Origin of the sequence: Rhodoferax sp. (assembly GCF_034519335.1) — a bacterium.
In the GTDB taxonomy this organism is placed as follows: Bacteria; Pseudomonadota; Gammaproteobacteria; order Burkholderiales; family Burkholderiaceae_C; genus Allorhodoferax.
Genome location: NZ_JAXHOL010000038.1, coordinates 115,384 through 137,043, shown reverse-complemented (window position 1 = coordinate 137,043; position 21,660 = coordinate 115,384). Strand labels below are relative to the sequence as shown.

Annotated in this window: 22 protein-coding genes; 13 read left to right on the top strand and 9 right to left on the bottom strand. The window is 53.6% G+C overall.

Annotated elements, in window-relative coordinates:
* The first annotated feature begins 5 nt into the window (after window positions 1-5).
* The 4 genes from U5O12_RS17225 to U5O12_RS17210 are packed head-to-tail and all read left to right on the top strand — an operon-like array spanning window position 6 to window position 1,626.
* Window positions 6-467 carry a FecR family protein gene (locus U5O12_RS17225; protein WP_322579830.1) on the top strand — a complete coding sequence of 154 codons (462 nt, stop codon included), beginning with the start codon at window positions 6-8 and terminating at the stop codon, window positions 465-467.
* Window positions 467-1,066 (top strand): OmpA family protein, encoded by a 600-nt coding sequence (locus U5O12_RS17220; protein ID WP_322579829.1) that lies wholly within the window; start codon window positions 467-469, stop codon window positions 1,064-1,066. The genes U5O12_RS17225 and U5O12_RS17220 overlap by 1 nt, the downstream gene beginning before the upstream one ends.
* A gap of 22 nt (window positions 1,067-1,088) precedes the next feature.
* Window positions 1,089-1,445 (top strand): translation initiation factor Sui1, encoded by a 357-nt coding sequence (locus U5O12_RS17215; RefSeq protein WP_416221522.1) that lies wholly within the window; start codon window positions 1,089-1,091, stop codon window positions 1,443-1,445.
* A 1-nt stretch (window position 1,446) separates the two neighbouring features.
* Window positions 1,447-1,626 (top strand): DUF3820 family protein, encoded by a 180-nt coding sequence (locus U5O12_RS17210; RefSeq protein ID WP_322579827.1) that lies wholly within the window; start codon window positions 1,447-1,449, stop codon window positions 1,624-1,626.
* A 97-nt stretch (window positions 1,627-1,723) separates the two neighbouring features.
* Here the strand turns inward: U5O12_RS17210 and U5O12_RS17205 are convergent, their stop codons facing one another.
* Entirely contained in the window at window positions 1,724-2,014 is a 291-nt protein-coding gene (locus tag U5O12_RS17205; protein WP_322579826.1) for a helix-turn-helix transcriptional regulator, read from the bottom strand.
* Between the two features lie 273 nt (window positions 2,015-2,287).
* Window positions 2,288-3,514: an ISL3 family transposase gene (locus tag U5O12_RS17200; protein WP_322579825.1), complete on the bottom strand. Its 1,227-nt coding sequence runs from the start codon at window positions 3,512-3,514 to the stop codon at window positions 2,288-2,290.
* A 622-nt stretch (window positions 3,515-4,136) separates the two neighbouring features.
* Here U5O12_RS17200 and U5O12_RS17195 point away from each other — a divergent pair.
* The gene (locus U5O12_RS17195; protein ID WP_322579824.1) at window positions 4,137-4,661 is read left to right on the top strand and encodes a hypothetical protein; all 525 of its coding nucleotides are present in this window, start codon (window positions 4,137-4,139) and stop codon (window positions 4,659-4,661) included.
* 257 nt (window positions 4,662-4,918) lie between these two features.
* Here the strand turns inward: U5O12_RS17195 and U5O12_RS17190 are convergent, their stop codons facing one another.
* From U5O12_RS17190 to U5O12_RS17175, 4 genes are all read right to left on the bottom strand, one after another.
* Window positions 4,919-5,323 carry a hypothetical protein gene (locus U5O12_RS17190; protein WP_322579823.1) on the bottom strand — a complete coding sequence of 135 codons (405 nt, stop codon included), beginning with the start codon at window positions 5,321-5,323 and terminating at the stop codon, window positions 4,919-4,921.
* 160 nt (window positions 5,324-5,483) lie between these two features.
* Window positions 5,484-5,666, bottom strand: coding sequence for a hypothetical protein (locus U5O12_RS17185; protein WP_322579822.1), 183 nt, complete (start codon window positions 5,664-5,666; stop codon window positions 5,484-5,486).
* Window positions 5,667-6,043: 377 nt separating this feature from the next.
* Window positions 6,044-6,283, bottom strand: a complete 240-nt coding sequence (locus U5O12_RS17180) for a hypothetical protein (protein ID WP_322579821.1) — start codon at window positions 6,281-6,283, stop codon at window positions 6,044-6,046.
* Between the two features lie 884 nt (window positions 6,284-7,167).
* Window positions 7,168-7,557 carry a hypothetical protein gene (locus U5O12_RS17175; RefSeq protein ID WP_322579820.1) on the bottom strand — a complete coding sequence of 130 codons (390 nt, stop codon included), beginning with the start codon at window positions 7,555-7,557 and terminating at the stop codon, window positions 7,168-7,170.
* Window positions 7,558-12,067: 4,510 nt separating this feature from the next.
* On the opposite strand from U5O12_RS17175, the gene U5O12_RS17170 reads away from it, so the two are divergent.
* The 3 genes from U5O12_RS17170 to U5O12_RS17160 all read left to right on the top strand — a co-directional run bounded on the left by U5O12_RS17170 (window position 12,068) and on the right by U5O12_RS17160 (window position 14,589).
* Window positions 12,068-12,559, top strand: a complete 492-nt coding sequence (locus U5O12_RS17170; protein ID WP_322579819.1) for a hypothetical protein — start codon at window positions 12,068-12,070, stop codon at window positions 12,557-12,559.
* A gap of 274 nt (window positions 12,560-12,833) precedes the next feature.
* Entirely contained in the window at window positions 12,834-13,235 is a 402-nt protein-coding gene (locus tag U5O12_RS17165) for a hypothetical protein (RefSeq protein ID WP_322579818.1), read from the top strand.
* 850 nt (window positions 13,236-14,085) lie between these two features.
* A complete protein-coding gene (locus U5O12_RS17160) occupies window positions 14,086-14,589 on the top strand; it encodes a hypothetical protein (protein ID WP_322579817.1) in 504 nt (167 codons plus the stop codon).
* A 49-nt stretch (window positions 14,590-14,638) separates the two neighbouring features.
* On the opposite strand, the gene istB is transcribed toward U5O12_RS17160, so the two are convergent.
* The 3 genes from istB to U5O12_RS21250 all read right to left on the bottom strand — a co-directional run bounded on the left by istB (window position 14,639) and on the right by U5O12_RS21250 (window position 17,417).
* Window positions 14,639-15,385 carry an IS21-like element helper ATPase IstB gene (gene istB, locus U5O12_RS17155; RefSeq protein WP_322579816.1) on the bottom strand — a complete coding sequence of 249 codons (747 nt, stop codon included), beginning with the start codon at window positions 15,383-15,385 and terminating at the stop codon, window positions 14,639-14,641.
* Between the two features lie 18 nt (window positions 15,386-15,403).
* On the bottom strand, window positions 15,404-16,954 hold the full coding sequence (istA, locus tag U5O12_RS17150; protein ID WP_322579815.1) for an IS21 family transposase: 1,551 nt from the start codon (window positions 16,952-16,954) through the stop codon (window positions 15,404-15,406).
* 151 nt (window positions 16,955-17,105) lie between these two features.
* Window positions 17,106-17,417, bottom strand: a complete 312-nt coding sequence (locus U5O12_RS21250) for a helix-turn-helix domain-containing protein (RefSeq protein ID WP_416221521.1) — start codon at window positions 17,415-17,417, stop codon at window positions 17,106-17,108.
* Here U5O12_RS21250 and U5O12_RS17145 point away from each other — a divergent pair.
* From U5O12_RS17145 to U5O12_RS17125, 5 genes are all read left to right on the top strand, one after another.
* Entirely contained in the window at window positions 17,334-17,525 is a 192-nt protein-coding gene (locus U5O12_RS17145) for a hypothetical protein (RefSeq protein ID WP_322579814.1), read from the top strand. The two genes, U5O12_RS21250 and U5O12_RS17145, sit on opposite strands and share 84 nt — an antisense overlap.
* Window positions 17,526-18,049: 524 nt before the next feature.
* Window positions 18,050-18,547 carry a hypothetical protein gene (locus U5O12_RS17140; RefSeq protein WP_322579813.1) on the top strand — a complete coding sequence of 166 codons (498 nt, stop codon included), beginning with the start codon at window positions 18,050-18,052 and terminating at the stop codon, window positions 18,545-18,547.
* A gap of 1,361 nt (window positions 18,548-19,908) precedes the next feature.
* Window positions 19,909-20,055 (top strand): hypothetical protein, encoded by a 147-nt coding sequence (locus U5O12_RS17135; protein ID WP_322579812.1) that lies wholly within the window; start codon window positions 19,909-19,911, stop codon window positions 20,053-20,055.
* Between the two features lie 332 nt (window positions 20,056-20,387).
* On the top strand, window positions 20,388-20,555 hold the full coding sequence (locus U5O12_RS17130; protein ID WP_322579811.1) for a hypothetical protein: 168 nt from the start codon (window positions 20,388-20,390) through the stop codon (window positions 20,553-20,555).
* 280 nt (window positions 20,556-20,835) lie between these two features.
* Entirely contained in the window at window positions 20,836-21,165 is a 330-nt protein-coding gene (locus U5O12_RS17125) for an ATP-binding cassette domain-containing protein (protein WP_322579924.1), read from the top strand.
* The last annotated feature ends 495 nt before the right edge of the window (window positions 21,166-21,660 follow it).

Below are 21,660 nucleotides of genomic sequence, written 5' to 3'. Positions count from 1 at the left end.
TATGTGTGACGAATTGGCGATCTGTGAAAGGGCTGTTCAGTGCTACTTTCTTCAGCCTGTTGCTCTGGGCTGCACAGGCGAGCTGGGCCCAGGATGTACGTAGCGGCACTCTCAAAAACGTTCAAGGCACTGTCCAGGTTGCCAAAGGTACGCTTATGCGCCCAGCGGCTCCGGGTGGTGGGGTGTCCGAGGCTGAGCGCATTGTGACGGGACCGCAGGGGTCTGCCGTGCTGCTTTTGCGCGATGGAACACAAATCACCATTGGGCCCAATTCACAGGTGGATATCACCCGTTTTCAGTTTGATGCCACCACCCAAACTGGCGGCCTGACGGTTCAGGTGCTTCTGGGAACCATCCGCATGGTGACCGGGCTGCTTGGCAAATTGCAACCCGAAAACGTGAAGGTGCAAACCCCGTCTTCCACCATGAGTGTGCGGGGCACCGATTTTATTGTGGAGGTGCTGTGATGCTCCATCTTATTCCCCGTGCACTGGCGCCACTGGTGCTGGGCGCACTGCTGTCGGCCTGCGCCCCGCTAAACCGGATTACCCTTTTGCCCGAGGCAGATGGCCGAGCAACGGCTTTGGAGGTACGGACCAGCGGTGGCTTACAGGTGCTGGACCAGCCCTACGCCGTGGCTGCCGTCCAGCGCACGGGCAATGTCGATCGTGACCAGACTACAGCTGCAGAGGTTCAAAAACGCCATGGTGCGTTGCTGGCACTTCAGCCCCCCGGGGTGCAGCGCTTTGTGCTGCAGTTTGAGCCGGGTACGGCCACGCTCACGCCCGAGTCGCAGGCGCAGTTGCCCACTATTCTTGCGCAAGCCCGCGCCTTGCCCGGTGGAGAGTTGGTCGTGGTGGGGCACACAGACCGCACAGGCTCGCCACAGGCCAACGACATGTTGTCCTTGCAGCGCGCGCAGGCCGTGCGCGCGCTACTGGTGGAGCAAGGGTTCCAGCCGGAGCTGATCGAAGCGGTGGGCCGTGGTGAGCGTGAGCCCGTGGTACCGACCGAGGCGAATGTGGATGAGCCCCGCAATCGTCGTGCAGAAATCCTCATTCGCTGAGGCTTCGTTCAACATGGCGAAACTGTCTCTGTCTGACTTGGGTGGTTTGGTGTACTCCACCGAGATGGGGCGCACCTGCCCAGTGTGCCGACAGGCCATTGCCGCCTGCACCTGCAATGCGCCCAAGCGACCGACTGGCGATGGCGTGGTACGTGTGTCCCGCGAGACCAAGGGCCGCGCAGGCAAAGGCGTGACCCTGGTGCGCGGCGTGCCGCTGATGGAGGCCGAGTTGGTCGCGCTGGGCAAGCAGCTCAAGGCGGCCTGCGGTTCGGGCGGCACGGTGAAAGACGGCGTGATCGAAGTGCAGGGCGACCATGTGGACCGCGTGATGCAACTGCTGCAGGCACAGGGCCACAAGGTCAAACGGGCGGGCGGTTGATATGCAGCCAGAGGATTTGCAGAAGCTGGTGGAGCGCCCCATGCCCTTTGGCAAATACGAAGGTCGGCTGATTGCCGACCTGCCCGGCGACTACCTGAACTGGTTTGCGCGTGAGGGTTTTCCTAAAAGTGAGATCGGCCGCCTGCTGCAACTGATGCATGAGATTGCACGTGCAAGTTAGCCCATTTTATTTAACAATATCAAGTAATATATAAATGGACAAATTCGTCCATTTTTTTCTATTTGCCGTGCTGGCAAATGCTGCAGCAGCAGCCCATTCACTTGTTGGTTGTCGCTGTTCTTGGCAGACGGGTACGAGCTGCATGAGCCTCCCACTGCTTTGTTAGCGTCGCAAGGAATTTAGGGAAATCCACATTCAGCGCCCGTAGCCAGGCATGAAGTTCAACCACATCCAACCTTCGGATTCCAGTTTCGCATTTGCTGACAAATGTCTGGGGCTGATCCAACTTGGATGCCAATGCCGCTTGGGACACCTGTAGCGCTTCCCTCGTTTCTCGAAGCAAAGTAATGAAGATTTTGTACTGCTCTGAGTGGAAGGAGTCGGGCATTCTGCTGGTCTTTAAAACCTGCAGAATCAATGCCAAAATCGAATATGCGAAAATCGGTTAAAGATGCAGAACTCCTGTTGTCCAGCAAATTGACCTTGGCGGAAGAATATGAGATTCCCACTACGTGGCCGCGCACTGCAGGTGGCGCTCAATTTCGGCAACGAGCACGTCATCACGAACCTCAAAGACTTGGGCTTCACCCCAGATCGGGCTGCGGACGTGGCCGCAGCCGCCAAGAAGGGGCTCTTCGTCAATTTCACTGTGAATTTTTCCTCACGCCCACCCCAAATCCAACTTACCGCAATGAAACAGAATCCTTGCGCGGTAGTTGGTGAAGTTACGAAACCCACGGGCATTGGCCTTGATGAGTTGGATGGCGCTGTTGAATCCTTCAGCACAGGCATTGCTGATTCTGTGCTGGCTGAAGTTGAGCAGACCCCTCTCATGACGGCGCAGCATTTTGACCACCTTCTTGATGGGCTCCAATCGGCTGCGCATCGCATTGGTAGACCAGGCATCAAAGAAACGCTTGGCTGCGCCCTTGTAGCTGTAGCTCCAGAACTGCGTAAAGTTTTCCTTGATGGTCCACGCCCTGCTGGTCTTGAGGTTGAGCTGGTTCAAGGCCCGAAACGACACCGCCTCAGCACTGCGTCCATCGGGATAACTTTTGAGCCACGCCCACTTGCTGCCCTTCAGCGGGGAGTCTCCCGCTTGCGAGAGGCGACGATGCTCTTGTTTGCGCACCGTGTCCACAGCCTCGCCGAGGTACTTGGAGACGTGAAACTTGTCATGCACGATGTCCGCCTGGGGCATGCACTGCCTGGCTGCACTCATAAAGGCAGGCCACATATCCATGGCCACCGCTTTGACCGAGGCACGTTGCGTTGGCGTGAGTGCCGTTTCAAGCAGCGTTTTTGCAGCTTCGAGCTTTCTCTCAGGAATCAAATCCAGCACGCGCGAGCGGTCAATGTCGGTCAGGATGGTCGCGTAGCTGTGTCCCTTCTGGGAACTCTTCTCGTCGATTCCCAGATAGGAGATTTCTTCTTCGGTGCGGCGCAACATGCCGCGCTCCACGGCACTGACCATGATGGCGTTGACCGTGCTCCAGGACAGGCGCGTGAGATTGCACACCCCTTGGGTGGTCGGGCAGACTTGAAGCAGCTTGATAACAAAGCCCGTCATCAAGGTGGTGACGCGGCTGTAGCGTTCAGCCCAGGGAACGACCAACTCTTCAACAGTCCCATCGGCGTATTCGAGTTGGGGAACGCGGGCTCTGATGAGGGTCTCGAACTGACAGGTGTCCAGGTGGCTCCACTCCCGCTCGGTCCACCCATTGATGTGGGCTCGCTTGGTGGCGTCTGTGGGATCCGCCCACACTTGGCCCTTCTTGAGAACCACCTCGACCACCACCCGCTGGTCTGCCAAAGACAGGTCAACCTTCTTCACCGACCACGGGGTCTTCAGTCCAAGAAGGTGTTCGTACAGGGCGGTGTCTTTCATGGCTCGGTCAATCAATTTGAAAAACTGGATTCTGCGGGAGTGCTGCCTAATTCCGCCAATGAAAATTCACAGTGGATTCGATGAAGAACCCCAAATATCCCGATGAAGAAACGGCCCTACTGGTTAGACAGTTGATCCCTAAAAGTGCCTGGTCTGGAGTCGTTGTCGTCCGACGGCACTTTGTAGCACCGCGTGAAGAGACGTGGCTGATGCTGAAATATGAAAGTGGGAAGGGTTGGAATCTTGACTCAGCCCTGTTTGTCTAGAGACGTCGCGCAGGTCAGGAATGCAGTCGATTGCGGTGCGCTGAGGCGTTTGTTCCACCTGGCTAACCCATTCAAAGACAGGCCGATTTGCGGCCTGCTTTATTTCGAATTTCCGACGGGAAAACGCTGTTGAGTAGCCATTCACGAACACTGGTGGCCGACTTCTGGGTTTGGGATGCTTTTATGGAACCTATCGGGAGAATGCGATAGATGGACCGCCTATTCTTCGACGCCAAAGTCACAGGCTTGACCGACGACGCCAAGCTCGTTTCCATCGGGCTGGTGGGACGAATCCGGGAGGCACATTTTCTATGCCGAACTGGCGGACACTTGGCAACTGGCAGAGGTCGGGGAATTTGCCCTCGCGTAAAGTGATTCCACAACTGGAGGGCGGGGCATCGCGCATCACCATGTCCGCCTTGCAGGAGCGGCTAGCGGCCTGGATCAGCGCATTACGTGTGTCAGTGATGCTGGCCACAGATTCCCTGCAAAGGGACTGGCCCTGGATAGAGAAACTTCTGCAACAGCAGTGGCCGCAAAACCTTGCCCCTGAGCGGGTACTTCTCACCATGGACTTTCTGTACGAATTTGACGCTTTCGAGGCAGCACGCGAAGTGGCGTTTTCCGGGGGATTGCGCCGCCACCACGCCCTAGATGATGCCTTGGCCAATCAGCGGGCTTGGTACGCCTCGGGCGGGGACATCCGGGATGTGGGCGGTCTGCCGATACTCAAAGCGCGCCACCGCAAAGACGCAGAAGAGGTAGCGACCGGTCTACGGTCACCACAAAGTCTCTTAGCAGTAGGAAAAGGTGATCTGAAAGGCGCCAAATTCACACTGAACCCAACGTCTGAGTTCTACCGCAAGGGACGAGAATGGTGATATTCCAGGGCCTTCAAACGTGACCGTTTTGCTCGGATTACCCCAGTGGAGTCACACAAAGAAAAAGGCCCCGTAAGGCCTTTTCTTGGCAAGCACTTGATGCTCACCTTGCGAGCTTCTGTTGCCCTTGCTAACCGCAAGACCTAGATTGCTCCAGGCAGCACGGTTCGTATTCCACTCGCTCTCGAACCGTCATGTGTGCAATTTTAACCAATTGGGTGAGCCATTTGGCGGCTGATGTACTTGAGGCAAGTTGGTTAGGAGACCAGGAAGTCTTCATCGTCGCTGGAAATGATGGGGCCCAGTAGCGAGTCTCTGCTCGGTGAATAACGGTATCCCCCCGCTTTCAATTGCTGAAGGTGTTCTTCGCTGTACCCCTTCTTTGTCATCTGTTGGATTACTTCGGGCGTCATCTCAACGGTATCAAATTGGCCGATGGTCTCTGCCATCCTTATGTCGACCGGTTTGATTTTCTCCAAGAGAGGGCGCAGCTTTGAAAGCGGATACCCTCCGATCGCTCTGGCGCCAATCTCCTCTATTTTGCTTTCGATGTAGAAGAAATCGCCTCTCAGTTCATACATCCCGTGAAAACCTATCCCTAGGCTGAGGGGATTTTCGTTGATGGCTGGCTCAATGCGTTCGTGACGCAATACCAAACACATGGCATGCTGGTCACTGGGATCCAAAAGCCAAGCGTCTCCGATACCGGTAGAGAAGAGAACGAAAAAGCACCCGCATCGATCTCGGGGCCGGTCAACACGGTCTTGATCTCTTTCTTGAGTTCAGCGGCAATGATCGCCTCGCACTCGTGCCGTAATGCAGTCAGACTAGCAGCGGCCTTTCCCGGCCGTTGCATTGCACGACGTGGTGCCAATGATCGTAGTTCGCCTGCTTGGCGACCTTGTCCAAGAGTTCGGTGTGTTTTCCACCGTGCTTGCGCTGAAGCTGCTTAGCTTGTTTACGGAATTGCTCGACGGTGTCGTCGGACGTAGGTATGTATCGCATGACAGATTCCTTCTGCACGCAAATCGTAGGTGCCCACTGCCAGGATTCGCCTGCAAAGGGAATCAAAGGATGGATGGTTGAATTGACGTCCCGTGAGGGATTGCCGAGGTGGGCAGCAGGCGTAGTCTGGGCGCCGAAACGAATTTTGCGGCTGGGCGACCGGCAATGTCAAGCCCACGTCAGACCCGCCGGGAGTTACAATGCTGAGCTGATTCAAAAGATCGTTTCGCGTTTCGCAGCGACTAAAAACTCAGGGACAACACCCACAAGGTGTTTGGACCTGACGGGAGTAGTCGACGAGGTACCTTCAAAGTCCCACAGCCACAACGAACCTCCAAAGGCGAGCTGAGGCACGGCCTTTCTCTTTTGTGGAAGAGCTAACTCTTGGCCAGTTTTTCACTCTGCCCAAGCTGGATATGAATTTCAATGCGGCGATTCTTTCGGTGGCATTGTTCAAGCTCAGACTTGGATGTTGTTGGGGTTGAAGAGCAACTCGCAGCTGGCTCCATGCTGCCAGCACCTTCGGTTTGAACAATCAGCTTATCTGTGGCCAGCTTTTGCTGCAGGGCATCAGCAACTGCTTGGGCTCGAAGCTCCGAAAGTGAGCTGATTTTCACCAACAGCCTTGGCGAGCTTGCCAACTATAGGGCGTGGATCGCTATGTCCTCGAACCAGTATTTTTACAGGATTGCCGTTGGACTCGATTGTCGACGCCAGACCATCTAACTGCTCCTGCGCGGCCTTTGTCAAAGTGAACTGTCCAGACTCGAATGACATATCAGCCGGCAAGGAAAAACAAAAATTAGTCATTAGCTTTGTCTGTAATAATTTTTCACATCCTTTGTCAGTAGACTCAGTGGTGACTTCTGTTCTTTGCTCTAAAGGCTTTGCGCTCTTGGTCACAATCAGTGAAATCAGCGTCTATTCTGCGGATCCTCTCCCATCGGGGCATCCACACCATGGATAAGAATTTTTCCTGCGGCGGCCTTCCGATAACCCAATAATGGCCGCCCACGTCGTTTCCGTTACTGATTCAAAAATCTCTCTTTCACTGTCCGGCTCTTCAATGCTCAGATTAAGTGGATCGAATGCCAAAGTATTCAAACACTTTTTTCCGTAAGTTTTACCGGATTACCAAAAAAAACGAAGCGAGCAAACGGCACCAATTATCTAACCAAACCATAGAACGTAATCTCTTATTTACGGTAGTCGATATCTTTTGAAACCCCGTTCAGCTCCAACCAACAAAACCCCGCAATTCAGGAACCCTCCAGCATCTACTCAATTCCTTTTATTGGATATCTAAATATCAGACCAGAGAGAAAAATAGAAGAAAAACAAAGATGGAACTTAGGCCTCAAAAGAAAGCAATCCGCTTCACTTTGGAAGATGGCGAACATCTTTTTTCACTGCCCTGGTTGCGCCCACCAGGAACTTGATCAACCGAAACACAACGGCAGAAGAGCGTAGGTACTCCTTTTCTTGAAACAACTCTTTCAACTTATGAAACCAGTCCAACTTTCGAACTACGAGGCTTCAAGTTACGCAAAGAACGAACAGCCTTGTTCCATGAGTTAGAAACTGAGACAACCAGAGGGGCGGAGAAAAGTGCTTGTCCTTTAAAAAGGATGGCGGAAACAAGGCGAAAAGCGAGTGCTATAAATACAAAGAAAATAACCTCGCCTGGCATTAAACCAGTTCGGAAGTAAGAAATTCGGATTATATAAATGAGCGTGACAATAACTCCTAATGCGATAGCTACCTTATGAGTAAGAGTAGCGATGCCATTCGGGGCCTCAGTTTTTCCTTTCAAGTCATTCATTTTTATCCCTGTGGGTTTAATCAGTTTTAATAAAAATTTGCCGTTACTCGAGTTGGCAACTTCATCCACATCAATGCACATCCAATACATCTATTGGAGAACTTCCAAAACATCAACCTGAATAAAGAGGAGAGGCAGCCGAGCTTCATGAGCCGGTCAGCCTTTTGTGAAATTTGTTCCCGAACTTCGTCTGATGTTCAGGCTGTGGGACCCAAACTAATTCGTTCAGAGACCGCAATACATTGCGACTCCCAAAGTAAAACAGGTCGCAATGTGCGACCTGTTTAAAAATGAGCTAGCTAAGTGAAACAAGGTTCAGTGCCCTACAGTCTACAGTGCTTGCAGCCTCGCTATGGGATTTTATCGGAGCTCTTTTGGGCACTTGTTTTCTCTTTGGCGCGTCAGTCGCGCTAGAGCGCTCAAACGGCCGAACCTAGCTCGAGAATCCGCGGCCAGAGAAGTTCTTCACTCAAAAGCAGTACCTGTCCTGCTATGGACAAAACCCGATTCTGGCCGCAAAGTCCAGGACGCGTCCGACATCATCGTCGGTGTAGTCCGGTTCAGGACCTCTCCGTCACTCCACTTTTTCGAAAGTGTTCGGCACCGCGTCGTGCGTCATGCCGCTCATCATGCGCTAACTGCGCTCATAAAGTCGGCAGATGTTACTGACTTCACCATCCCCCTGAAGCTTCTCAAAGTGCCACAATTAGACTGGCGGTATCCAGGAATCTGCCGCTAGTGGCAACGATCAGCATGATCATCGCTCCCCTGGTGGGCAGGCCACAGCCACGCAGATCTGGATGTAAAAAGCGGTCGTGCTAGGGCAAAAGCACTCGCATAGAGTGGCTGCTGCAGGATTACAAGTCACCATGGCAGCGTGATGTTCTTGCTTGCCAAGCAAACAACTGTCTGTACATCAACCAGACATTGCCATCCAGACGAATGCCGTTAACTTGTGCTGCTATTCACTCGACCAGTCACATAAGGTTGGCCGCGGGCCTCAAGTGTCATTATCGTAATTCTCCATTGCCGTTTGAGCACCATCAGAGCGTTTGCTCTTTTGTATCCGGTGCACGCCAAAATTGACTCATGAGCAACACCAACCGCTTCGTGATAGACTGGTATGCGGCTGAGCGTAGTTCAAGAACTAGATCCCCGCACGCTTGGAATAGTCATCCACAGCGTCGACTTAACATCGCTCTGGACGATTTTGACACTGGCTGCGTATCGGCGCTTTTTTTACTTCTACAGAAACCTCCTTATTTTCGAGCATGACAAGCATCCAGTTGACGGTCAATTAACACAAGTTGTTACTCTCCTTTCTCAGGGGGAATAAATTAAATGGCATTAGCCCAATCTGAGTTCCAGTGGGGCTTCCAACGGCGGCCGCTGTGGAAGTCTCAACCCTCCACCATTCGAGGCTCAGTAGCCACTTCCCGTGGGTACCAAGTCGGAACTAGACTACAATAGCGGACTGAAGGAACTATACCAAGCCTCGATTGTCCCGACCTATGTGGGTGCGGTTGATCAGAGTAACCCCTATGCCCATTTGTATTCCCCTATTGATCCCAGCACCCCCGGGAAGTTTGCTAAGGGACAGCTCAATGGTATCCAAGATCAATGGACGCTAGCCCAAATCGAACCGACCCAAAAAGCAACATGGCTATCGGCGATAAGGTCCTTTACACTAGTTGTCTATTACCCTGGACGGCTGCTGTCATGCTAGCTTTGGCTCCATTCATTCGATAGATTGAGAATGGCTGGGCGCGCTGCTAAAGAGAAGGGTGAATTCATCAAGTGATAGAGCAGTAGAGTCATTTGCTCGAAGGATATTCCTGCCCCGCCTGGTTGTTGCTGGAGTCGTACAGCCCGACAATCTAGGGGCAACTTGTATTTCGCTAGAGTCTACTGAATACTACGTACGAGAAAAAACACTCAAAACTGAGTACTGCCACTTGGATGGCAAGCCAAAGTGGATGGGCTCATCGCTTCAACATTATTTCCTGTAGTACTCGATGCAACTGGTGCGCCGTGGGCAGAGGCCACAAATCTATCTAACTAGCCGGGGCTGGAAGGGGCTATCGCTCCAATGACAATGGCAACCTATACCGCGTAGTGCCGATAAGTTGGCTGCCTTTCCCCGCTTACACTTGGTGAGTCACAGTTGGATTGGACAAAATTCCCATCCAACAAGTTGAATCGTCCAGACCCATCGATCCAACGGATATTTGAGAATTTCGGTCGCTGCAGGACCGGTTACAGCAACCACCCCCGAAGCGGCGTATGAGTACAGTCATAGCCTTTTTTTAGCTGGCTACAAGCTGAAGGGGTCGTGCAGCCGGGGCTTACACCTTGGCGTAGTTCGGACTATTACCTATCGTTGAAAGATTCCAAGGAATTCAAGTTTTCTTGAAGCAATTTTACCACTACGGATGTTTCGATACGCGGGTTCCAACGAGCAGACCCTCCCTATGCTGGAAGTATTAATGATGGTGGAAAACTTCGCTTACGATGTCGGTTGGAAGAGCAGGAATGGGTTCTGTCTGCTCTCGTCGCGCTGGGCAATACTGAGATGACGCTTAATTCATTTATTCGCATTTCTAACCGGAGCGCTGATTACAGACCATCCTGACATTCCGCGTCCGACACTAGGGTCAAGTTGACCCCCTTGGCCACCGAGCTTTGGTTTGTTGTTGGTCCTGGTACTGGAATAGACACCAAGTTTTCACTTCTAGCGGCAGTTCTTCCATATTCCCGTTTGGTTCTACGAAATGCTACGAACTTATGTCCACTGCAGTGGGCGCGTGGACGTCGTATGAGGGCAGAAGGTGGCGGTTGCAAGAAGATCAATATTTATTCCTAAAGTGTTCGAGGCACGCCGTTGTATAGAAACAAAGCAGATGCAGCTCCTCTTTGATGATAGAAATGTCCTGCGACATGCCAAGGTGGGGCAGGGGTAAGGACAATTTTATTATCAGAACGTAGTACTACCCTATGTTCGAGCCAAGCATGTGCCTTCCTTTCAGTTACCAGTTCCATCCGACACCCGTGCCTATTTCGGGCATGAATATGACCGATCGACAGCTACGGCTCGTGGCGAAAGGTCGTAGCACCCTACATCAGGCTCGTGAATTCGTCAAAACGCGCATGTGTCACGAGTCGTCGACAACCACAGATTTGTATCTTCACTATCGCAGCAAGACTTGCGCAGGTGCGAACAGTTGGCGCTGATTACGATAACCATCTCAGACAACTGGCTTACCGTGCTCTGAGTGGGAAAGATGCTTGCTGACTACTAGAGCCACTGTTCTTAACGACATGCCGCTATCGCCTGGCACGGTGATACCGTGGCCGGAAGCATGCGTTATTCGGTTTTTGCAGAGTAAAACAGTTGATTTGGGGTCTCTTTGCTGTTTGCGGAAAGGCATACCGGCGAAGCGGGGTGGAAAAACGGGCGGGCGGCTGATAGATATCGATTCACTGAACACAAATCAAGTTCTGCAGATTCGAGCGCTACTCCATCACATCTCAGACGACGTCAGAGCAGTAGCGGACGAAGGGCTGCGGTGACCGTTAGGGACGCGGTTAGTCGGTTCCCTTCCATTCGTTGCGTGGGCGGATGAGAACGGCCATAGTAATTTATTCGACAGCGCTGAGATGGCGAGAGGGCCGCGGCGCAGGCGTTTTTTAAACACGTTCGGGAAAGGGTAATTTCCAACGAAATTTCGATAAACGCAGGTGCTCGACAGCAGGCAACGGTGTTTGGCCTTCTCGGTACTTTCATTGGCGTGGATGATCTGACGCGAGGCATCAATCTATTGCGCGTGGATAGCGCAGCCAAAAAATCCACCGTTCCACCAGACGAGAACGACCAGACGAGAATACTGGGGCTTTGCGAGTCTTTGTTTGATGGGTTGTCCGACCTGGTCGTGGGGATCGTAAGCCCTTTCCATACGCCGTTGCTATGCCGAAGCACCTATCCTTCCCAACAGACAGGCTGTGGATTTTCCCTTCGACAACATGGTTTATGTCACCTCAGACTTTGGCACATCGCAAGCACTCATTGCGCCCAAATTGGCAATACAACTATAGTGAAGGGCGAGTGGCAACCTCTCGCCGAGTTGCAGGATATCAGCGACTATGCAGGAAATTCCGACAACAGGCCCCCCTATTCAATTCGAACCTGAGCTCGCAAAAGGAGTGAGGCTGCAAATTCCCATTCACGTCACAACCAGCGAGCTCCAAATGGGTATGCAAGCACTCAACGTATTCGTTGTCTTGTTCTTGGCACACAAAGGTATGAACTGAACACAGACCATTAGCAGGAAGCGGTCTGATGACTATGGAATCATCCCCGATCACCAAGTATTCCGAACAATCAAGTGGCGAGCGGGTAGCAAGGAGACTTTCTTTGAATTGCCCGTAAAATTCATGCCTCGCTTCAAGCGTTTTCTAGTCACTTCGTCAATATCTATTAGGCGGCAGGGCTTGCCGTTGGTTGTTTTTCAAATTGGGGCCCAAGGGTGAGGGCGAGCCCACCCAATTGAAAGAAGGGAACTTCGCGGCTATCTACAAGACATTGCAACGTCTTGACCCAGATCTTGTTCCAATTGCATCACGGCAATGGCGCGCAGCGAAGAGTGATTGGTTGATTCGCAACACAGACCCTGCGACGACTGCAATGGTTCTCCAGAATTCGGAGGCGACGGTTCTCATATCGTATGCAGCTGGCTCTGAAGTAAGCCATCTAGATGCGATGTCCGACTTTCTGAATAAGGTAGCCAATACGGTTCTTTCAAAAGGCCATTTGATTGCTGGTGAAGTCGTTCGAGCGTTTGGCGTTTGTTCAGATTTTGGAAATCCACATCAAATAACCGAAAAGCAGCTGTGCTTCCAACATGTCAAAGGCCGGAGGGGTGTCTGTTTTGCGACAAGTTCGGGATACATGCCGATGAAGATGACATACCCCTCCCCCCCAGCTGTCGGTACTGCTTGCGGCAAACTGCACCCCCTCTCCAGCAGTGAGGAACAATTTCAAAGTGATGCTTGCGCCGATATTTCGTCGGATTAGTGATCTGCTGACGGAAATATCTCGCCATGACTCGGCGCTGGTGACTAAAGTAACTCGAGAGGTCGAGGAAGATGGGGAGCTAGATCCTTACTGGGCTCGAAAATTCGAAGTGTTGGTGGACTTAGGATTAGTTGCGTGAACACGGCATTCGAGCCAAAACTCAGCCTCTCGGTGGGGGCGGCCGCTCCCGACAACTATATCTGGCTCAGTGGACTTGTGCCTTCCGATTCCTTTGTCGTTAGTCGCCATCGCGATGGTTCTACTGCGTCAACCTATGGTGAGTATTGCTGGAACTTGTCGGCTTATCACCCAGAAGGGTAAGGCTGTCAATGTTAATTTTGCCTATTGGTCAATCGGTGAGATAACGCCGGAGAGAGAACAGTTGGCTCGCGAGGCGCGCTGGTTGTTGTTCGCACTGATGTGGCTGCGCAAGGGTGCTCCGTTGAGCCTTGGGACATTGCGCAACTACCGTGTTCTGATCAAGCTGATGGCGCGGTTTTCCGAAGATACGAACCGTTCGCTATTCGATTTGTTGGGGAACGAAAAGCAGCTCTGGCAATTCGTCGATGCCAGATGTTCTGGTTGGACAGGCCAGACATTGGGCTCATTGCTACCCTTGTATGTCGCGATGGATCTAAATGGTGCTCGGTATCGAGATTTGATCCGGGTAAGCTAATTCAAGCACCCCAGGAGTCGTGGGCGGACATACCGAATGACGGCGAAGCAGCATGCTCCGATGCCTACCAGGGTTTATTCCAATTTGCTGTCCACGCTTATGGGGAGCTTGCCGATTGGCAGGAGGTTGAGAGAAATCTACTCTAAGTAGCAAGCGCATGTGGGACTGATGCGCGTACAGGCCGCACTACTCAATACCAAACCAGAATTGCCGACGAGCAAGACTTGCCCCGAGAGGTCTTTGCCTCATTTAAGCAGTTGATCGACGAAAAGAGTCGTTCATATTTGGCCCTCGAAGACTATTGATCTGAGTGTGAAAAGAGTCTGTCTGGGCAAATTGTCGAGGTTCAGATGGCGAGTAAGCTGATGATTCAGGCGTTTACCGGTATGCGGGATGATGAGGCGGGTAGTGCGCCTGTATCATTGCCTTGAAACGCAAGTGGCAAGCAGGGTTTCTTCTGCTACATAGTCTTAGGTCGCACCACAAAACTTAATGGTGGCCGCATCAAACGAACGCGATGGGTAATCAACTTCGAGGGGTATCAGGCAATTCAATTGGCTCAGCGAATCGCGGATGTTGTCTACTCGGCTTTCAAGGTAGATGCCAAGAAGACGACAGGCAGGACGAACGACCATCCATTGTTTGTTTCGACGGGGTACTTGAACCTAGCGAGCAAGCCAATGGCTCCAGAGAGCGGTCGATTTCATTCGTTTTGCGCCGGATTCGCGGCCATGGAGGGCCTTCGCGCACGACTAGAGCCGGAAATTGAGGAAGCAGATCTCAAAGAACTGGAGCACATTGATCCGCATCGGGCGTGGCGCTCTGAAGACAAATTCCAGGTCGGGCGACCTTGGCTGTTCACTTCCATCAGTTGCGCAGATCGCTGGCCTTGTATGCACAGCGATCTGGCTTAGTGTCTTTGCCATCGTTGCGCAGGCAATTGCAGCACATCACTGACGAGATGTCGCGCTATTACGCAAAAGGGTCCTCTTTTGCCAAGAACTTCATTGGTGACGACAAAGAGCACTTTGGTTTGGAGTGGCAAGAAACCCACTCAGAGTCTGCCGCTTTGAGCTATGTTCTGAATGTCCTGTTGTCCGATGACATCTTGTTCGGAGGACATGCCAATTGGGTGGAGCATCGTCTAAAAGGGTTGGATGGCTCGGTAATGATCGATCGCGCTGCCACCCTGCGCCGATTCAAGAAGGGTGAACTTGCATATCGAGAAACACTGATTGGTGGTTGCTGCGTATTCCAGTCCAATACAGCCAGTCATTCCAGTTCAAACCCACCACCGGTTCCAATTCAAAAGCGCCGCCCAGTCCAATCCAAACCAGGCCACCCGTTCCAGTAAAAACCCGCCACTCGGGCGGGTTGGTCGGATTTTCCGTTTTAGATGGGTATCAAGCAGCCGCTCGCTTGCGCTTCTTGCGCATCGACTCACCCTTGATTTCCAAACGCTGTGACCCGCTAACCAAGCGATCCAGGATGGCATCTGCCACTGTCGGATTTCCACCACTCAAATAGTCATGCCAACGATCTACCGGTAATTGGCTGGTGATCAGAGTCGCCATTGCCCCGGAGCGGGACTCAATGATCTCCAGCATGTCATTGCGTCCAATGGCATTTAGAGCGGCCAGCCCGAAGTCATCCAGGATCAATAGATCCACCTTTGCCAACTGGCTTAGTCGCTTTCGGAAACTGCCATCGCCATGAGACACAGCCAAGTCTTCAAGTAACAACGGCAGCCGTTGGAAACTCACCGTCATCCCCAGCCGACAGGCCTGGGCAGCCAGCGCGCAGGCCATCCATGTTTTCCCACTACCCGTTGGACCCGTCACGATCAGGTTGTGCCCTTGCTTGATCCAGTTGCATAGTGCTAGGGATGCGATTTCTGCCCTATCCAAACCACGTTCCGCACGGTAGTCAATATCCTCTACACATGCAGTCTCCCTCAACTTGGCGGCTTTCAACAAACGCTGCAGGCGGCGGTTATCGCGGTACGTGTGCTCCTGGTCCACCAGAAGCCCGAAACGTTCTTCGAAGCTGAGCTTGCCGGATTGTGGGTTTTCGAGCTGGTTTTCAAAACCATGGGCCATGCCAAAGAGTTTCATGTCATGGAGTTTGCTGGTTGTCGCTTGAGTCATCATGGTGTTGTTTCCTCGTTTCTAGTGGTAGTAGTCGGGACCGCGTACATTGGGGTGGTGGAATGTCGCTTCCTGGTGCGTGCTGTCGGAGCTGACTTGCTGGTCCAGTTTTGTGCGCAGGATGGAGCGGATGCTGCTGAGCGAACTGGCGCCAATCTCGTTGGCTCGCGCACAGGCGGCGTCCAAGCGCTCGCTGCCATACATCTTGTGTATCTTCTTCAATGCAGTTGTCGTCCGGTAGCCATGCTCTTTGATCGCACTGGCGGCAAGCTGTTTGCCAATGAACGCCCGTACTCCCGCTCCAACTTCCGCTGCCCATGTCAAAGACTCATCCGGACTCCACTGCCCGAAGTGCCGGTCGGCAGGCCTCAAATACAGTGCGTTGATGACCGGGGTTGAACCCTCCTTACGTTCATGGCTTGCCGCCCTCTGGCCTTGGTACAAAACCTCCACCGTTCCCGGCGTGATGCGCAGATCGACCACCTTTCCGCTGAGCATGAACGGTGTGTTGTACGGAGTGCCATCGACCTCAAACAGCCCATCCATGCCGATCCGCACCCGCCGGAATTCGGTGTATTCAAAGGCATGGGCTGGCAAAGGCTGAAGTGCGGGCAGGTCGATCGTCTCAAATTGACTGCGCCTGCACCCCGCCAGCTTCTGAAATGGCCGATTGTTGAGGTCCTGCAGTAACGCCGCAATCGCCTCGTTGGCCTCCGCGAGTGAGGTGAAGATGCGTTTGCGCAGTCGGAACAAGATCCAACGCTCCACAATTAGCACGGCGTTCTCGACCTTGGCTTTGTCCTTGGGCTGGCGTGGCCGCGCAGGAAGAATGACCGTGCTGTAGTGCGCAGCGAGGTGTTGGTAAGCGGAGTGGATCACCGGCTCCGTCCTGCTTGCTCTAGTGACTGCAGGCTTGAGGTTGTCACACACTACGATCTGGGGCGCACCGCCAAAGAATTCAAACATGCGCACGTGCGCGGCGATCCAGTTGGGCAGCTTCTGGCTCCAATGGGCCTCGGCATACGTGTAGTTCGACGCCCCAAGTATTCCCACGAAGATTTGCGCCGTGCGGACCTCCCCGGTCTTCATGTCATGAATTGCTATCGTGGGCCCCGCGTAGTCCACAAACGCGCGCTCACCGGCGGTGTGCGGCTGGCGCATATAGCGTTTGAGTGTTTTTTGCCACTGGCGGTACAGGCCGCAGTAGTGGCTGTAGCCCATTCCATCGGGGTGCGCCTCCAAGTACTCTTGGTGCAGTATCTGAAGGGTGGCGCCCTTGGCCTTCATGTCCTGGTGGACGACTTCCCACGAGGGCTCGGGCCTGCGCAGTTGCCGGCCCAAGTCAGAGGGGAACAACAAGCGCTCAAGATAAGCATCATCCAGCTCTGGTGGGATTGGACTGTTAACCCCTGCTGCAAGAGCACGTGTGACGTAGTCGGTGACAGCATCCCGGCTGACGCCGAGGCTTTTAGCAATGGCGCGCTTGCTCATTCCCTGTTCAAGGGCAAGGCGCAGGACCTGCCTGATTTTGCGCATAACGATTCTCCTATTGGCCATGGTGGTGCCTGCCACACGGGTGGGTGTGGACGGCGTTCTCCCTGTAGTACCCGCGTGCAGCATCCTCGCGATGGGCGTGCGGGTCTTGGGTTGGGGAAAAAGAGGGCTGTCAGGCAGTCAAGCACTGTTGACGGCTGACTGAGGGAATCGCATAATCCGCTGGAAGTTAGTTAGCGAACCATAAAAAGGGTCCAGATGTTGCAGTCTGGGCCCTTATTGCTTTTTCCGTAGTCCTTCCACGTGGGAGAAGGGTTATCCAAGGACATAGGACCCTCCTCTCCGGTAAGGACCACCGGTTGAATGGCTTGCAAGGCTTGGACGTTGGCGTTCGGGGCTTGAAAACGTACCGATCCGGCCACAGGTCTTGCACGGTCTGCCCCAACAGCTCAGCAATATGCAGCGCGACTCCGTGGGCTGTGATGCGGCCGTGGATCACATTGCTGACAACCCCGCCCTGTACGCCCAGTTCCCGCGCAATGTCGGTCTGGGTCTTGCCCATACGGCGCAAGCGGTAGTTGATTTCAATCGCATCCATGTTTCTATTTGTCGCGTGACAAATCGCAGCAAAAGAGTAATCTATCTTTAAATGTGAATCAATAATTCACCAAAGAATAAAATATAACTCTTATGCTACGAACATTGACAATGCCGACTCATCGGAAGCAAGGCTCGCTGGCTTTGCCGACCGGGCCAGTCAGGCCATTGCGCACTCCGGGCTGAACCAAAGCGAATTCGCCCGAAAGGTCGGCACCTCGCCGGGATTCGTGAGCGAACTGGTGTGGGTAACAAGAAGGCCTGGGTGCCGAATTTCTGTGCGCAGTTCGGCTGGTTTTCGGTATTTCGGCCGATTGGTTGCTGACTGGAGATGGAACCATGGTGGGTGCCAGCGCGATCAACTTGGTGCTTATGCGATCCATCTGGTTGTATCTGGCCTTGCCACGCGCTGCTGTCTTGGAAGAAAACCAGACAGCCAAGCTTGTGGCGAACTTGATCCGGGATGGCCGTATCACTGAGGTCCTAAAGGAAGTCATGAGATAGCGACCTTTGTGGAAAGCATCACTGCATCAGTCGAAGACGCAGACTTGGCGGTGGAGCTGTTGAACGGGGCATTTGGGAACGCAGGACCCTATTGAGCAGCAACGCAATGTGTTGGCTGGTGGCTATGGTTTTACCTCTTCGAGTCTCGCAAGCCCTTCAACAAAATGGCCGTGCTATCGCGGGTATTTTAGGGCCACGGTGCAAATCAATATTGGCACCTCGCAGCGCAAATGCGGGGGCGCGACTACAAGGGTGATTGAGTCACAGTGGCTGCACAGCCAGAACAAAAAAATTCACAAAGCAGGAGATGAAATGAACACGGAAGAACAGGCGCAGATTTTTCAGACCAACTTTGCCAACGAGCAGCGAAATGCGGCGCACGACTATTGGGAGGTCCATGCGCAAAACAATATAAAGTTTGCGCTGACAACCTGGTCACCGAAGAAGCTGGATGAAACCGCTATTGAGAATCCACGCTTTTTCAAGGCACGTTTCGGATTCGACGCATGCACCATCGTACGTATCATAGTTATCGCATTTCAACGCAAGTTCGATCTACTGGATCCGTAGATCACCTTCCTCAAAAGAAGCAGTTTCTTGCGGCTAGACCGGGCAAGGTATTCGTATCGACAAAAGCTACTTTGGTACCGCTTCTGGGTTGGCCGCTGCAGTGCAGCGCATTGGGAATCATGGGTGTCATGTTGTTCGCCATGATCGGTTTTTCAAATGTCCCTGATTGGAAACAAGCGCTTTGGCCACATTTTTCTTGCACTCATATTTGCTCCCACCCTGATATGGATCGCCAGAACTTGCATCCTGCCCAGACGGCTGCTCAAAGCGTGTGGCGCTTTGGATGAGGCGTCCGAGAGTGAATGACGCATCCGCTGCCGCCCGCAAAGTTGAGGGCACGAACTAGGGTTTATCCCTAGATTTGTTCGCAGCCGGACAATTTGGCAGTGAATGATCACATCCCGCACAGAAAATCTTATAAACGCGCATAGGTAGCGCGGTTACTTTTTCATACAATCCGGTTTGTTTCCAGCTCAGGCGGGGTGATTGAAATCACTTGCAACAAGCCATCTTTGCTGGAAGTCATAATATTTAAATCCGAAACATGGGGTGGATGCCAAAGTAAAAGTTACAAAAAAGGGAGAGACAGTGCGTTTCAATCCATCAGCGGACTGGGGTTCAAAGACCTGCAAACCAGTTCGCAAAGCCATCAGACCTCGGGCCAAACTTCACGGGGACCGTTCAAAGATTCCGTTTTTGAAATCCTACTGGTCAGCGCAGCACGCTCGACCCCAATCCGCTTACACATTCAAACAGCACGGTCGTGAGCGGTCAGCACACCGACCTGGCAACAACGGTAGTGGATCAGCCACTGCAGTTGCTTTGCATGGCTGCCCGCTTACACGGCGTTGCGGTAGACGCGGCATCACTGGCCCACCAGCTGGCGCTCACTGCAGATACGGTGGTGGATCAAAACCTGCTTCATCTTCGGCCCCCAAACTGGAACTCAAGGCGCGGGTTGAGCCAGTAGCCATCCATCGCCTGCGATATACGCCGCTGCCAGCGCTGGCGCAGCTTCATGACGGATCATGGGTCATGAGGGCTGCCGCCAATGACAGTCAGGTACTGGTCCAAGTAGCCCCATCACCAGCGGCAGGCAGCGCCCGGAGCGACAGACGACTTGCCTGTACGCATGTCCATGGCCGAGTTTGCTCCGGGGGCTCGGTTAGGGGAAATAGCTCAGTCCAAAGATATTTCCGCGGGCACCATGCTGCTCATCGCCAGCCGTGCCTCATTAGTGGGCGCACATTGCGCGCTTCGACTTTAGCTGGTTTATTCCCAGTCTGGTGCGCTATCGCAAGCTGCTCCCGGAGGTCCTAGGTTCCTCGGCAGTACTCTAGCTGTTTGCTTTGCCGCCACCCTTGTTCTTTCAAGTGGTGATGGACAATGTCTTGCTGCACCAGGCCCTCTCCACCCTGCATGTGCTGGTTATCGGTTTGCTTTCGACCTCGTTGTTCGAGAGTGCGCTGAATTTCATGCGCAGCTACGTGTTTGCCCACAATGACTAGCCGCACTTATGCGGAACTGGGCTCGCCTGTTTCGCCATTTACTGCGTCTTCCGCTGGCTTGGTTTCAGGCACGTCGGCTAAGGGATTCCGTCGCCCGCACTTGTGAGCTGGAAAGCATCCGCAGCTTTCTAACCGGACAGGCCCTTAACGGTTGTTTTGGACGCTGTGTTCTCTGTGGTCTTCATCGCCGTCATGCTCTGGTACAGCGTGCAACTGACCACCATCGTCCTGCTGAGCATTCCTTGCTACGTGGCATTGACCGTTCTCATCGTCCCCCGTCCACGCCGCCGCCTGGATGAGAAGTTCGCCTGCGGCGCTGAGAACCAAGCCCTTTGGTCGAAATCATCACCGGTGTTCAAACCGTCAAGGCATCAGCTCTGGAGCCCGGCGTTGCCAAACGCTGGGATGACCAGTTGGCAGCCTATGTGTCTGCCTCCTTCCGCACCCAGACGCTAGCGAGCGCCGGACAAGAGGGCATCAGCCTGATCGGCAACCGGTAACCGCTTCGACACTCTTTCTTTGGTGCGCAACTGGTCATGGCCGGTGAGCTCACCATGGGGATGTTCATCGCCTTCAACATGTTTGCCGGCCGGGTGGCGCAGCCTACCATGCGCATGGCCCAGCTTTGGGCGTGATTTTCTAGCAAGGGGGATTTCCTGATGCAGCGGCTGGGGGACATCCTCAATGCACCGGCAGAGGTTCCGCCTAGCGTACCCCCCCAGTTGCCCAAGTTGAACGGTCGCATCACCTCTGACCAGGTGAGTTTTCGGTACCACGCAGATTCGAGTCCGCTGCTGCGGGACGTGCGCCCTGGATATCGCCCTCGGTCAGGTCATCGGCATTGCGGGGCGCTCAGGATCCGGTAAATCCACTTTGACTAAGTTGGTGCAGCGCCTGTATGTTCCGGAGCAAGGCCGGGTACTGATCGACAACGTGGACATCGCCCAGGTCGATGCTGCCCAGATCCGCCGCCAGATCGGTGTGGTGTTGCAGGACAACTGGCTCTTCAACCGCTCCATCAGAGAAAACATCTCCATCAGCCAACCGGCAGCTCCATGGACCAGATCGTCAATGCGGCCAAGCTGGCGGGTGCCGATGGATTATCAGTGAGCCACCCCAAGGTTATGACACCCTGGTCGGAGAACAAGGCAGCAGCCTCTCCGGCGGGCAAAAGCAGCGCTTAGCCATCGCCGTGCACCTGTTCTCTAACCCTCGCGTCTGATATTTGATGAAGCTACCAGCGCGCTGGACTATGAAAGCGAACAGATCTTGCAACGCAATATGTCGGCTATCTGTAAAGGCCGGACCGTCCTCATCATCGCCCACTGTTCGAGTGCAGTACGCCATGCGAACGCCATCGTAGTGTTGGACAAGGGCGTGTGATCGAAGGCGGAACCCATGATGAGGTGCTGGCAAAACCTTCGCTGTATGCCCGCTTGTGGGGATGCAATCCGGTCAGGAGGTGCAAGCATGAGAGCACCTTTAATGGATCCAAGGCATGGGAGATGCCTTTCTGTGTTGCGCCATCTGGTCGAGCGCTACCAACAAGTGCTCCAACTGGCCTGGGCCGCCCGTCATGAAATAGCGGGACCGGACTGACTGGCC

Excerpts from the sequence above, each read along its gene's own strand:
- U5O12_RS17220 (WP_322579829.1), top strand. The coding sequence starts at position 467 with ATGCTCCATCTTATTCCCCGTGCACTGGCGCCACTGGTGCTGGGCGCA.
- U5O12_RS17205 (WP_322579826.1), bottom strand. The coding sequence starts at position 2,014 with ATGCCCGACTCCTTCCACTCAGAGCAGTACAAAATCTTCATTACTTTG.
- U5O12_RS17210 (WP_322579827.1), top strand. The coding sequence starts at position 1,447 with ATGCAGCCAGAGGATTTGCAGAAGCTGGTGGAGCGCCCCATGCCCTTT.
- U5O12_RS17190 (WP_322579823.1), bottom strand. The coding sequence starts at position 5,323 with ATGTGTTTGGTATTGCGTCACGAACGCATTGAGCCAGCCATCAACGAA.
- U5O12_RS17185 (WP_322579822.1), bottom strand. The coding sequence starts at position 5,666 with ATGCGATACATACCTACGTCCGACGACACCGTCGAGCAATTCCGTAAA.
- U5O12_RS17165 (WP_322579818.1), top strand. The coding sequence starts at position 12,834 with ATGGTGAGTATTGCTGGAACTTGTCGGCTTATCACCCAGAAGGGTAAG.
- istB (WP_322579816.1), bottom strand. The coding sequence starts at position 15,385 with ATGATGACTCAAGCGACAACCAGCAAACTCCATGACATGAAACTCTTT.
- U5O12_RS17145 (WP_322579814.1), top strand. The coding sequence starts at position 17,334 with ATGCAGCGCGACTCCGTGGGCTGTGATGCGGCCGTGGATCACATTGCT.
- U5O12_RS17200 (WP_322579825.1), bottom strand. The coding sequence starts at position 3,514 with ATGAAAGACACCGCCCTGTACGAACACCTTCTTGGACTGAAGACCCCG.